We start from the raw sequence: 13,568 nt of genomic DNA on the forward strand, positions 1-13,568 counted from the left end.
GGAGGGGTCGGGGGAGGGGCCGCTATCTTTATGCACCTTTGTGTGTCTGTTCTTCTGTGTAACTCTGTGAGAAATAGAACGCACCCACTCTATGAGATGATACACAAACAACTCGCTGGGGAGTTTTTTCTCTCACATTAGTTTTGTATGCTAAAGTCGCAGGGTATATTTTTCTCTCACAGAGCACACAGATTTAACGGACCCTTTTGGCGCACTGTTTCGATCCCACAAGATAGTGGCCCCTCCCCCAACCCCTCCCCCGCAGGGAGGGGCGTAGTATGTGAGGTTACCCCTATTAGGCTGCTAACACAGTTCTTGGGTAGTTCTTTCTCTCACAGAACTCACAGATTTAACAGAACTTTTTGGCGCACAGTTTCGAGCCCACAGAAGGCCTCCGGCATACAGAGTTCACAGAGCATTACTGCTAAAGAAGGGTGTTGGGTGATAGTTGTTAGGTGTTGATGATTAGCCATAGGGGTATCTCGGTGATTACGCCCCTCCCTTCTGGGGAGGGGAAGGGGGAGGGGCCTCTTCCTCATAGGGGTATCTCGGTGATTACTCCCCTTCCCTCCGGGGGGAGGGGTCGGGGGAGGGGCCGCTTCTTTTCGTTCGATAGTTCCAGTGCACAGGGTGGTCCCACATCATTCGTTATAGAGCCTATTTCTTCCGTTGAAATAATCCTGTGTCGTCAAGAAAATATCTTACAGTCTCCATACGAACTTTGGGATTAACGACACCTCCTATGATATCACCATTCTCATCAATCTCAACAAGGGTCTTATGATATTTATGTAACGTTATTACAAAGTCCTTTGTTATGGTGAAATCATTATAGTACATAATTTCAGAAATGAACCGACTGTCTAATAAGAGTCTGTCAATAAGTTTATTATTCTTATATGAGTTTATCTGAATATTAAGAAAGTCAATGTCGCTTTCTCCCGTGTAGTTGTATATAATTATTCTACAGACTATATCCTTATATACAATAGTTTTTATGGTATAATATGGTATCTTTTCTTCTGATTTGACATCAAATATGTTTTCTTTGATACCATTACACAGTTGGTCATTAGGCATAAAAACAGCCATTGGCAATGAGTCTGTATTGCAACAAACATACTTCACAGAGTCAGGAGTCATCTGGTAATATTGTTCAGCATCCTTAGAAGCGAACATATATTTCTCATTATGGACTCTGCTCTCTCTCCCCTTTTCTTTCGCAGCATAGCAATTGTAGAAGGAGAACAGGATTAGTAAAATAAATAATATATTATTCCTCATTCCTTAATGATATTTAAGTTGGGTGAATATCCTTGTAAATGTAAATGGTGATGATGGTTAGGGTATTTCTTAGTATGGGGTAGATCATATATGTTCCCACCTATCTTATAGGGCCAACCTCATAAACTTTTCCAACCAAATTTATATAATGCTTCATTCCATGCAATTTGTCTTTTTATATCAAGTTCGTGTGGAGTAGCGGTAAGGCCTAATATCTTTCCACTTCTATCTTTACGTAAATATCTTTTATCACAATTCTTCCCATTTAGATGGGAAGGGCTTACCACCGGCGAACCATCAGACATACTGAATCCATTACAAACAATATCATCAAAGCAGACCTCTAACATTTCACCTAAAAGGCTTGCCCATGTTTGCTCATTCGCGTAGGCTCTTTGTGAACTTATCGTTAGTTTATAATGCTTATTTCCATCTCTATATACGTCCTGTACACATCTTAAATCGATAAGATTAACAGTCCCACTTTTCGCTCCATACACTTTTGTAGGTTTAATACTCACAAAGCCAATTTCATACTTCTGTCCCTTTTCATCATGATAGATATACTTGTATTTATCCTCATATCCTTTCTGTATTGCTCTCGGAATATGTTTCTCTATTCTTCCATCCCAATAGACATGATATGTAACGATGCCTGGCACGATAGCTGTAATTGTTATGCTTCCCACTGTCTGTGGACGCTTATTCCACATCCATAGTAATCTACGTTCTATATTGAGCCACCTATTGATAGACATTTCATTGGAGAGATCTGAACGTAAGTGGTCATTTCTTCTTCGCAATGGGGCTTTCCTCCGTCTTCACCATCAGCTCCAAAATGATATTATCGGAGGGGGTATCCATCAGCATACGCAATGTCATTCATCAGCTAAAGACTACTTTGAGAAGGCTTTCCGGCCAACAGAAATTTCAAAAACAATTGTTGAACAGCCTGATAACATAGCTTTGACCATTAAGTATCAGTGATGTTTTATAGACATAGGTCTTGTTTATTTGGTTTCTGCAAAGATAGTTTTTTCTTTCAGAAATGCAAAGACATAAGAGAATAAATTACAGATCATACGGAATTAGGAGTAATAATTGGATGGGAACATGACTTGAGACTCCCCAACCGATAAGCTCCACTCGAGTCCAAAGTAGTATCTGCTCATTCTGTGTCCACTGTGAGAGATAAAACTCCCAACGAGTCTCTTGCATTCTTTTTCTCACATAATTACACAGGTGAATAGGTTTCACAAACCTACATAGATAGTGGCCCCTCCCCCAACCCCTCCCCCGCAGGGAGGGGCGTGGTATGTGAGGTTACCCCTACAAGACAGTGGCCCCTCCCCCAACCCCTCCCCCGCAGGAAGGGGCGTAGTATGTGAGGTTACCCCTACATGACTGCCATTAAGGGATATAACGAAGCCTACATCCTTTTTATAGGGGTATCTCTGTAATTACGCTCCTCCCTTTTGGGGAGGGATCGGGGGATGGGCCACCTGGTTGTTAGTATGTGAGGTTACCTTTACTGGCCTGCTGACACGAGGTGTGAGTAAGTATTTCTTTCACGCTGGTGAGTTTTTTCTCTCACAGAGCGCACAGATTTAACAGAACCCATTTGCGCACAGTTTCGAACTCACAGAACGCCTCCGGCATACAGATATCACAGAGGCCTCACTCCCAGCCCCTCTCCGAATGGAGAGGGGAGTAGTATGTGAGGTTACCTCAATTAGCCTGCTAATAGAAGGAGAGTGAATGCTAAACATTTGGAGGACATGTAGGTGTATCTCGGTGATCACTCCCCTCTCCATTCGGAGAGGGGCTGGGGGTGAGGCCTCTGTTGGGTGTAACGTTCTGTGAAATCGGTTGACTTAATGTCTCTGTGGAATGCTGTGTGTTCTGTTCTTCTGTGTAAATCTGTGAGAAATAGAATGCACCCTCGCTATGAGATGAGACGCATGTAACTCGCTGAGGTGTTCTTTCTCTCACGAAGGACTTCTCTTTCTCTCACAGAACTCACAGATCTTACAGAGCATTATTGCGCACAGTTTCGAACTCACAGAACGCCTCCGGCATACAGATATCACAGAGCGTTATTGCTAATGTTGGCTGTAACGTTCTGTGAAATAGGTTGACTTAATGTCTCTGTGGAATGCTGTGTGTTCTGTTCTTCTTTGTTCTCTGTGAGAAAAAGAACAATTGCGAAACTTGCTGGGGAGTTCTTTCTCTCACAGAGCTCACAGATTTAACAGACCCTTTTAGCGCACAGTTTCGAACTCACAGAACGCCTCCGGCATACAGAATTCACAGAACGTTTCAGCTAAAGACGGGTGTTGAGTGTTGAGTGTTAGGTGTTGATGATTAGCTAACGTTGGCTGTAAGGTTCTGTGAAATCGGTTGACTTAATGTCTCTGTGGAATGCTGTGTGTTCTGTTCTTCTGTGTCTTTCTGTGAGAAATAGAACGCACCCTCGCTATGAGATGATATACAAACAAATTGCTGGTGAGTTTTTTCTCTCACAGATCTCACAGATTTAACAGAATCTTTTTGCGTACAGTTTCGAATTCACAGAACGCCTCCGGCATACAGATATCACAGAGCGTTAAAACTATCGTAGATACTAATAAGGGACAACACAAAGCCGATATCCTTCTTATAGGGGTATCTCGGTGATCACTCCCCTTCCCTCCGGGGGAGGGGTCGGGGGAGGGGCCGCTATCTTTATGGGCCTTTGTGTGTTCTGTTCATCTGTGTAAATCTGTGAGAAATAGAATGCACCCTCGCTATGAGATGAGACGCATGTAACTCGCTGAGGTGTTCTTTCTCTCATGAAGGACTTTTCTTTCTCTCACAGAACTCACAGATCTTACAGAGCATTATTGCGCACAGTTTCGATCCCACAAGATAGTGGCCCCTCCCCCAACCCCTCCCCCGCAGGGAGGGGCGTAGTATGTGAGGTTACCCCTATTAGGCTGCTAACACAGTTCTTGGGTAGTTCTTTCTCTCACAGAACTCACAGATTTAATAGAACTTTTTGGCGCACAGTTTCGAGCCCACAGAAGGCCTCCGGCATACAGAGTTCACAGATCATTACTGCTAAAGAGGGGTGTTGGGTGATAGTTGTTAGGTGTTGATGATTAGCCATAGGGGTATCTCGGTGATTACGCCCCTCCCTTCTGGGGAGGGGAAGGGGGAGGGGCCTCTTCCTCATAGGGGTATCTCGGTGATCACTCCCCTTCCCTCCGGGGGAGGGGTCGGGGGAGGGGCCAGCTGTGTTAGGTGTTGTGACCTCTTTCTTATAGGGGTTTCTCGGTAGTCTTTTCCCCCACCCTTCTCTCTCCTTCCTCCTCTTACTGTTTGTCAATATTTTTACTCCTCTCAATCTTCCCACATGCTTCTCTTGATTTAAGAACATGCCTTTCAACGTTCGAGAATATGCCTTTCTTGCGTATTGAAGGGGCCTTTCTTGTATCAAGAGGGGCGTCCTCTTCAATACTCTACGTAATTGTTTGATTTCTTGTGAGTTATATGCTTATCTCTTTGAGGTAATTACGTCTCTCAATGATGTAGCTTTAATCGAAATAATGTAATGATTCTTTCCGCTTTTGTAAGTTGTTTGATTGTAAGCGAATCGGTTTCATAACTACTCGATTGAGGTACATGCACGTCTTATTTAGTTTTTCATTTCTCATGCTCAAGTATTCATTTTTGTTATCGTTCAGTTATTTTTTTTCGCCGCACATTCCCGATTTTTGTTTACGTGAACAACCCCCAAGAATGTTTTTATACATATCTAACGAGCGTAGAACACTCTTTCTGTTGTGTAAAAGATAATCCATCATTATACGAGTCCTCACATTGTTCTGTTTATTCAAGTATTTTTGTTCCTCCCACAGTCCTTTAGTCTCTGTGATTTCTGTTCCTTTTAGGGTTCTGTACAAGCCCTCTGTCAATTCTGTTCATTTGTGAACTCTGTGAGAGATTAATATTTCCACGAGAGTCTTATATTCCTTTCTCTTACATTGTATTACAGAATTTTGTTCACAAAACGAGTTCACAAAATGAGTTCCCCTCACCCTTTTCTCCTCTTCACCCTTTTACTGTTTGTCAATATTTTTACTCTTCTCAATCTTTCCATGTGCTTCTCTTGATTTAAGAACATGCCTTTCAACGTTCGAGAATATGCCTTTCTTGCGTATTGAAGGGGCCTTTCTTGTATCAAGGGTGACGTCCTCTTCAATACTCTGTGTAATTGTTTGATTTCTTGTGAGTTATGTGCTTATTCTTTCGAGATAATTACGTCTCTCAATGTAGTAGCTTTAATCGAAATAATGTAATGATTCTTTCCGCTTTTGTAAGTTGTTTGTTAGTAAGCGAATCGGTTTCATTACTACTCGATTGAGGTACATGCACGTCTTATTTAATTTATTATTTCTCATGCTTAAGTATTCATTTTTGTTATCGTTTAGCTATCTTTCTTTCGCCGCACATTCCCGAATTTTGTTTACGTGAACAACCCCCAAGAATGATCCTATACATATCTAACGAGCGTAAAACACTCTTTCTGTTGTGTAAAAGATAATCCATCATTATACAGGTCATAACATTGTTCTGTTTATTCAAGTATTTTTATTCCTCCCACAGTCCTTTAGTCTCTGTGATTTCTGTCACCTTTAGGGTTCTGTGCAACTCCTCTGTCAATTCTGTTTATTTGTGAACTCTGTGAGAGAAGGAAATGTTCAGTGCTTTTCTTGTTTATTATCTCATAAAATAATTACTCGTTTTTGTCTCGTCAATTAGTACAGATTTTTGTGCATCCAAAGAGCTGACAGAGGTATTTAGAGTTATTCTATCCCTTTTTTAAGCTGCCTTTTTCCTATCCATCCCACCCATTACAACTGTTCCCTCTTTTATTCTGTTTCTTTTTTAAGCAGCTTTTTCCCTATCCATCTCACCCGTTACAACTGTTCCCTCTGTTATTCTGTCTTCTTTTTAAGCAGCCTTTTCCCTATCCATTTCACCCGTTACTACTGTTCCCTCTGTTATTCTGTCTTCTCTTTAAGCTGCCTTTTTCTTATCCATCTCACCCGTTACAACTGTTTTCTCTTTTATTCTGTCTCCTTTTTAAGCAGCCTTTTTTCCTATCCATCTCACCCGTTACTACTGTTCCCTCTGTTATTCTGTCTCTTTTTTAAGCTGCCTTTTTCCTATCCATTTCACCCGTTACAACTGTTCCCTCTTTTATTCTGTCTCCTTTTTAAGCAGCCTTTTTTCCTATCCATCCCACCCGTTACAACTGTTCCTTCTGTTATTCTGTCTCCTTTTTAAGCAGCCTTTTTCCTATCCATTTCACCCGTCACAACTGTTCCCTCTGTTACTCTGTCTTCTTTTATCCACTCTCTCACCTCCCCCACCCAACCATCGTTACTGTTTCTTTTGTTACTCTGTCTTCTTTTTATCCTGTCTCTCACCTCCCCCACCCAACCATCGTTACTGTTTCCTTCTGTTACTCTGTCTCCTCTTACCCTGTCCCTTTTTCACTTTTTTGTCGCACTTTCTCATCGTTGCTTTTCCTTGTTATTTCTCCTCTACGAAAGCATATTTTCGTTAAGTGTTGACCTTATTTTTTTGCTCTATTCTATCCCTATTGTCTATTACAAAACCATTTATTTATGTCTTTATCTGTACATATTTTCATATTATTATCTAAGTATATAAAAATACTTTTAGTCCTTTAATGATTTGCTTGTTTACTTACTTTGTTTTTATTTTTGCTTTTTATTTATGTAAGTAGACTTTTGTTTTATTGTTTAATAATATAAATCACTATTTATATAAGTATAGATTATTGTATTTAATGGTTTATGTTCAGTAAATATATAAATACGTAATAGTATATATAATACCATATTTAATTAACTATATAAATATATATTAAGCTGCAAAACTTAGTTTTCATTTGCGATTAATATATAAACATATATACAAATATATGCTTTTATTACCTACACAATATTACTCATTACGTCGTTCTTTTTACGTCTTTTTTTATACATTTGGATTTGTTCTTTCTTGATAATTTAGGTGTTCTTTCTTTTCAACAGGCGCCGAGTTAGTTCTCCACCCTCCCCTACTTTTGTTTTTGTCGTCCCACGTTTTGACTCTTTTCATGGTTTCATCGCTCCACTTTTCGCATTTATTGTAATTTGGAGAGGGATCTCTTAGTCACTGTGCTAAAGCATTTTTGTTTCTTTTTAACCGTTTCCTACGCTTTTCACAGTTCTATCCTTGTAACCTATTGATTGTAAGAATTATATATATCTATCTAAATCACTATTTATATCTTTACTTCTTTCTTTGGCTAAAAGTTATAGGTTTAGTTATAGATGTTTATTTGCTGACTTCCTCGTTACAGTCTTTATTTTCGTTTTAGTCCGATGAAATCGCTTAAATTTGCTGTTTTTCTTTGTTTGAATCTTGTATTTGTACGACCGCTTTGCATGTTTTTTTAGAAATAATTAGTTGTTACTCTCTGATTTAGAGTATTCTGCATTTTTATATATTCAACTATATATATGAATGTATTTTTACCCCATTCTATCGCTAATCTAATCCTCTCATTCTACTCTTGTCTTACTTTTTTATAGACTCTTTGTTCTCAGTTTTTATCATTCTGAATGCTCATAACTCGTGAAGGAGGTTTTCCCTTTATTCGCTGAAGATACCCTCTTTTTCCCTTAAATACGTATATAACTGTTTCTTTATTTATGTATATGACTGATTATACTATTATACATGTAATTAAATATATATCTATTTCAGTTGCAGGATATATGTTTGTAAACAAGTAAATATATAAATATATTTTCCTTAATGAGTATCTTTTTGATTGTTTCCTAATATTTTGTTAGTTTTTAATCGATAGTTTTATAAATTTATTAGATGTGTAACTACATAAATATATATAAAGATTAAGACTTAAAAGAGTATTTATTTTATTGTATTTATGCCTACTTGTCTTTTTATTTTTCTCATTAAAAATGTTTAGATGTATTTGTTTCTTTCAATAATTAGGCGTATATTTGCAAGTATAAAAATATAACCACATCATTATGTGTGTATTTGTTTGAATCTATTTTAATATAATTATATATGAAATTAGGTACTTTTTCGGTTTCATCTAAGGCGGGTGAAGTACTGAATTGGAGTATGGGTTTATACCTTGCTTTTAGTGGTCTCAGTCTGATAGACAACTGGACGTCGGCCCCCAATGAGGGACAGGGATTGATCACTCAGGCCTTTGCTACTTTTCAGAGCAGCTCCATGATTCAAGTGATAGAGGCCGTTGCACTTCTCGCGACAGAGTTAACAATGTTGGAGGTGTTCCGCAGGTGTCTGAGTCGTAACAAGCATTTCACTGCACAATTGGCGGTCATCGTTGTGATGGTCCTAACGTTCTTGATTGCTGCCGCATCCAATCTCCCTATGTTCTTATGCACGCCAGAGGAGATGAGCAGCGGGGTATCGGGAGTAGCCTTAAGCAAGTTCTCAACTTTCTCAATTGCCTGTGGTCTTGTACTCTTCCTTACCAACCTCGTTCTCTGTATCCAATTAATTGTGAAATATGCTGGGAGAATCCGTCTTTACGGTGCTTCTTTGATAGGATGTGACGTGGCAATTTCGCTCGCCAACATGGTTTACGGCTATATATATAATAATGTGGGCGGTGTTACGATGGACCAGATAACGACCTACGGTACGATTGTTTCTATCCTTAGCTTTGTTCTTGGCTTAGCACCTTACTGCCTTCTGCGCAGAACAATGGTTGCAGCAGACTAACAGAAAGCTCATTATTAATAAGGTAGTAGGACCTAATCGCATTTTTGCCCCTCCCCTACCCCACTCTTGATGACGTCCGATGCTGATAGTATAGGAAATCTTTAATAATAGAGGCTCATAATTTGAGTATTTGTGGGAAGGGACACGAGTGGTTGAGAAAATCGACAAAATGAGAGGGGTTAAAGGTGGGTAGATGTGACAAAAAGTAAGGAGAAGAATACCAATTGGCTTTTATTTAGTCTATAATATTGGCCTAATGTGTCATATTGGACTGATAAGGCTAATAAGAAGATAGCCTATCGGCTTCTAAAAAGGTAGACTAAAAAGTGGGAAAGAGAGGCAATAAGGCCTCAGATAGCTGTTCTTAAGGATAAAAACCATAAAAAGGAGCTTTCTTGGACCACATTAGGCGGCATGAGCCTCGAGACAGGCTCGGGAGATACAAAACATCGAAGAGTGACAAGACAGATATGTAATCCGATTGAAATATATATACGTAAATAGCTTAAAGAGCTAAAATATAAATATTCGAAAGCATAGATACGTAAATAGACAAGTACGGAAAAAAGTAAAAACATAAATATATAAACAATGAAGAATAAGAAGATCGTTTTCGCAAATCAGAAGGGTGGAGTAGGGAAGAGCACGTTGTGTATACTCTTTGCCAACTATCTTGCTGCAAAGGGTAGGGACGTTTGTATCATTGATACCGACTTGCAGAAGACTATTCTGATGCAGCGTCGGAAGGACAAGCTCATCTACGAGGGCGAAGAAGAGCCTTACAATGTGCAAGACTTCGACGTGACAGATGTCGAGACTATGCAGTCGTTGGTTGATTCAGCCTCTCAGGTAGAGGGCTACGTACTATTCGACTCGCCTGGTAACATCAGCGAAGACGGTTTAGCACCACTCTTCGTGGGGGCCGACTACATCGTCTGTCCTTACGAATACGAGGACAAGGCGCTGGACTCAACGGGCGTCTTCGTGCAGGTGCTCAACGTGCTACGCGAGCATAACCCACAGATGTCAGCCAAGCTCTTCTTCGTCCCCAACCGCATCGACCCACGTATCGGTACGGCTGAGGAGCAGGAGATGTGGCGGCGAACAGATGAGGTGTTTGGCAATTTCGGACTTGTCACACCCGTCGTCAATAGCCGTGCAACACTGAAACGCACAAACACCTTCGAGCTGCTGGGTACGCAGCGCGACGCTGTTAAAAAGGCGTTTGATTATATGCTGAGGAGGATGAAATAAAAACCTCCCCCCAGCCCCCTCCGAAAGAGGGGGAGTGCCTAACGGGATGAAGTTGGATAAAACAGGTTAGATAAACGAGATCTAATAACGCAGATTAGATAAATGATGTCTAAGAAAGCAGGTTAGATAAATAAAATCCAATAAGGTTGTTTGGACAAATGTAGTTAGACAATACTAATCGAAAAAGACTTCGTGAGGGCGCGATAGGGGAGAGAGGATGACGAAAGGACATATCAAAAGAAGGAAATGATAAGTCCACGTTTATATATAACAAAGTAAAAACAAAGAAACAAAGATACAATGGCTAAGAAGAAGAAAACAATGGTGGTGATGCCAGGTGCGATGACCGACTTGGCGCATAGGGTACAGAAAGGACCACGACCAAATCCTATTACTAATTCAGAAGAGACGGCGATGGATGAGCAGGAGGCTACCGAGCCTGTACAGTATGATACGAACAACGTTGAGCAGGAGGTGCGTTCTCAGGTTGAGGAACAGCAGCCAGAGGAGTATGCTGAAGCTATTGCAGATGTTGATGAGCCAGCAGCAGCACCAACGGCCCCTACAAGTTCGTTCCGTCGGGTAGAGCCCAAGCAGGAAGCAGTCGACCGCAAGGACCGCACCGCACCGGCTGCGAAGAAGCTACCAAAGGCTGAAGGCCGACAGCTCGCACGTGAGTATTCACTCGCAAAGGACAGCGGTGAGGACAGTTGGCAGATTTTCCTCGACCTGGCACGCGACTATAAAGCACGCGACTCACGTCTGGCCACGGTCTATATCGACTCCGATCTCAAGGGCGTCCTCGACCGTCTGAAGTCTGCTACGAGTGTGAAGCTCCCTTCAACAGCCCTACTGAGTGCCATCGTTGCCCGCTTCGTCTTCGAACACGAGAAGGATATCAAGAACGCAATCTTTGGTGAGAGCTTACTGTAAGAACTATAATAAAAGAACAAAACAGCAGAACAATAGTAGGCCCAACTGGCTCCCCCTCTTCGCCGAAGAGGGGGGAGTGAAATGCGAACTAACCCTTGTGGTTAAGTTGAAACTACGAATTCCTCGAATGACACGAATGTTTATATCCTTTGAGGTATGAACTACGAATTTCTCGAATGTCACGAATGTTTGTGAGCTTAGCACTACAAATTTCTCTAATGACACGAATGTTTATAACCTTTGAACATTGAGATTGAACTACGAGTTCCTCGAATGACACGAATGTTTATAACCTTTGAACATTGAGGTTTGAACTACGAGTTCCTCGAATGACACGAATGTTTATAACCTTTGAACATTGAGATTGAACTACGAATATCTCGAATGTCACGAATGTTTATAACCTTTGAACATTGAGGTATGAACTACGAATTTCTCGAATGGCACGAATTATTTAGCAATAAGGATTCGCACAATTAGAGAAATTCGTAGTGCTGTATTGGTAGTTTACGAGTTTACAGGTTTACGAGTAGACAAGTTATTTGTAGCAATAGACCACAGTTTACATTAGTTTTCATAATAATGGCATACTGATGAGAACTTCGTTCGAATAATTATACGTATTATGAATTATGAATTACCAAAGGATTATGAATTGTTTTTTAATAGCCCTCATCGCATAAAGGAATATACTGAATGAAGTCATTGATTGTAAGTACTGTTTTTCTCTTAGGGCTTTTAGGACTGATCTATACGGTTAATTATCTTTACTATCGTTTCTCCCCAGTTCGTTCATTCCCGAGTGTTACCACCCTTTCTGCAAGAGCTCTCTTGGGGATGTTCATAAGTGGAGTAGGTTACTTCGGTACGCTCTTTTGCTTGGTGTCCTTTGATAGCGAATTAAGATTAACCCATTCTGTCTCTCTGCAGATATATCTATGTATTGGAGTGTTTCTGCTGTTGATAGCAGCGATAGTAGGTATTTTTCGATACGACAAAGGTGTTTGGCTTCGTCGTAATCCTAATCATAGCAGACTTTTCCTTCCCTCGTGGAATGAAGGATCTAAGAATATGGGTGTTTCAATAAGCAGGGTTGATGATATCAATTATGGTCGCGGCGTAAGTTTCTCATGGTTTGATGGACGTTTTATTACTGCAGGAAGACACAGCGTAGCGTTTGAATACTATGAATATAATTTTATGGCTCACCGCTCTATACGTAAGATTATTTACAAAAAAGAGATGAGTTTTAATTTCAAAGCAGGTGCGGTATATGTGATAAAGATAATTCCAGAGAGGCAAACCTTCCAAATCACACAAGATACGACAGTTAACTTTGGCCTTTGAGACTTGAACTACGAATTCCTCGAATGGCACGAATTATTTTAACCTTTGAGCATTGAGTTTTGCACATTGAACTTTATGCTCTGTACGATTAACGACTACGAATTCCTCGAATGGCACGAATTATTTTAACCTTTGAGCATTGAGTTTTGCACATTGAACTTTATGCTCTGTACGATTAACGACTACGAATTCCTCGAATGGCATGAATTATTTTAACCTTTGAGCATTGAGTTTTGCACATTGAACTTTATGCTCTGTACGATTAACGACTACGAATTCCTCGAATGGCATGAATTATTTTAACCTTTGAGCATTGAGTTTTGCACATTGAACTTTATGCTCTGTACGATTAACGACTACGAATTCCTCGAATGGCACGAATTATTTAGCAAAAAGGATTCGCGCAATTAGAGAAATTCGTAGTGCTTTGTTGGTAGTTTACGAGTAGACAGGTTGACGAGAGACGAGTTACTTGTAGCGATAAATCATAGTTAACATCGATAATTATGAGTGGTAGTTGACGAGTAGGCAAGTTGACGAGTAGACAAGTTATTAGCATCGATAAGCCACAGCTAACTTCGGTGATAAAGCCACAGCTAACTTCGGTAATAAAGCCACAGCTAACTTCGGTGATAAAGCCACAGCTAACATCGGTAACAAATAAACAGCTAACCATTCTTCCTCTATCATCTTGTTTTGTAAAGATAATTCATTGCTTGAAAATAAAAGGGCGTTAATACCATTCAAGTTAACGCCCTTTTAGCTTGCAAAAGACGCCCTTTAAGCCCCTTGCTAACGCCCTTTTGAACCCTTAGTAAGCATCTTCTAAACCACACGTCTTCAACTGTCTGATAGAAAAAGACTTACGATGGCTCTGAGACCATGAATTCTGAACCCTGTTTCCACGT

Annotated in this window: 8 protein-coding genes; 5 read left to right on the top strand and 3 right to left on the bottom strand. The window is 40.3% G+C overall.

Translation table 11 applies throughout. From position 1 onward, the window contains the following. Positions 1–657: 657 nt before the first annotated feature. Both AXF23_RS02435 and AXF23_RS16050 read right to left on the bottom strand, forming a co-directional pair. Positions 658–1,179: a hypothetical protein gene (locus AXF23_RS02435; protein ID WP_233251224.1), complete on the bottom strand. Its 522-nt coding sequence runs from the start codon at positions 1,177–1,179 to the stop codon at positions 658–660. A gap of 224 nt (positions 1,180–1,403) precedes the next feature. After that, complete coding sequence (locus AXF23_RS16050) at positions 1,404–2,042, bottom strand: hypothetical protein (protein ID WP_199222151.1); 639 nt, start codon at positions 2,040–2,042, stop codon at positions 1,404–1,406. Positions 2,043–2,046: 4 nt separating this feature from the next. Between AXF23_RS16050 and AXF23_RS16055 the strand changes: the two genes are divergently transcribed. From AXF23_RS16055 to AXF23_RS02475, 5 genes are all read left to right on the top strand, one after another. Next, entirely contained in the window at positions 2,047–2,271 is a 225-nt protein-coding gene (locus AXF23_RS16055; protein WP_199222152.1) for a hypothetical protein, read from the top strand. Between the two features lie 6,168 nt (positions 2,272–8,439). Further along, entirely contained in the window at positions 8,440–9,126 is a 687-nt protein-coding gene (locus AXF23_RS02460; RefSeq protein ID WP_107624179.1) for a hypothetical protein, read from the top strand. Positions 9,127–9,717: 591 nt separating this feature from the next. After that, positions 9,718–10,380 (top strand): ParA family protein, encoded by a 663-nt coding sequence (locus tag AXF23_RS02465; protein ID WP_009010307.1) that lies wholly within the window; start codon positions 9,718–9,720, stop codon positions 10,378–10,380. 300 nt (positions 10,381–10,680) lie between these two features. Beyond that, a complete protein-coding gene (locus AXF23_RS02470) occupies positions 10,681–11,313 on the top strand; it encodes a hypothetical protein (protein WP_199222153.1) in 633 nt (210 codons plus the stop codon). A gap of 696 nt (positions 11,314–12,009) precedes the next feature. Beyond that, complete coding sequence (locus AXF23_RS02475) at positions 12,010–12,660, top strand: hypothetical protein (protein WP_107624180.1); 651 nt, start codon at positions 12,010–12,012, stop codon at positions 12,658–12,660. A 552-nt stretch (positions 12,661–13,212) separates the two neighbouring features. Here AXF23_RS02475 and AXF23_RS15785 read toward each other — a convergent pair. Continuing rightward, a complete protein-coding gene (locus tag AXF23_RS15785; protein ID WP_146156721.1) occupies positions 13,213–13,407 on the bottom strand; it encodes a hypothetical protein in 195 nt (64 codons plus the stop codon). Positions 13,408–13,568 lie beyond the last annotated feature (161 nt).

This window comes from Prevotella sp. oral taxon 313 (assembly GCF_003043935.1).
GTDB classification, from domain to species: Bacteria; Bacteroidota; Bacteroidia; order Bacteroidales; family Bacteroidaceae; genus Prevotella; species Prevotella jejuni.

Coding starts and splice junctions, on each gene's coding strand:
- AXF23_RS02475 (WP_107624180.1), top strand. CDS start 12,010: ATGAAGTCATTGATTGTAAGTACTGTTTTTCTCTTAGGGCTTTTAGGA.
- AXF23_RS02465 (WP_009010307.1), top strand. CDS start 9,718: ATGAAGAATAAGAAGATCGTTTTCGCAAATCAGAAGGGTGGAGTAGGG.
- AXF23_RS02435 (WP_233251224.1), bottom strand. CDS start 1,179: ATGTTCGCTTCTAAGGATGCTGAACAATATTACCAGATGACTCCTGAC.
- AXF23_RS02460 (WP_107624179.1), top strand. CDS start 8,440: ATGAAATTAGGTACTTTTTCGGTTTCATCTAAGGCGGGTGAAGTACTG.
- AXF23_RS02470 (WP_199222153.1), top strand. CDS start 10,681: ATGGCTAAGAAGAAGAAAACAATGGTGGTGATGCCAGGTGCGATGACC.
- AXF23_RS16050 (WP_199222151.1), bottom strand. CDS start 2,042: ATGTCTATCAATAGGTGGCTCAATATAGAACGTAGATTACTATGGATG.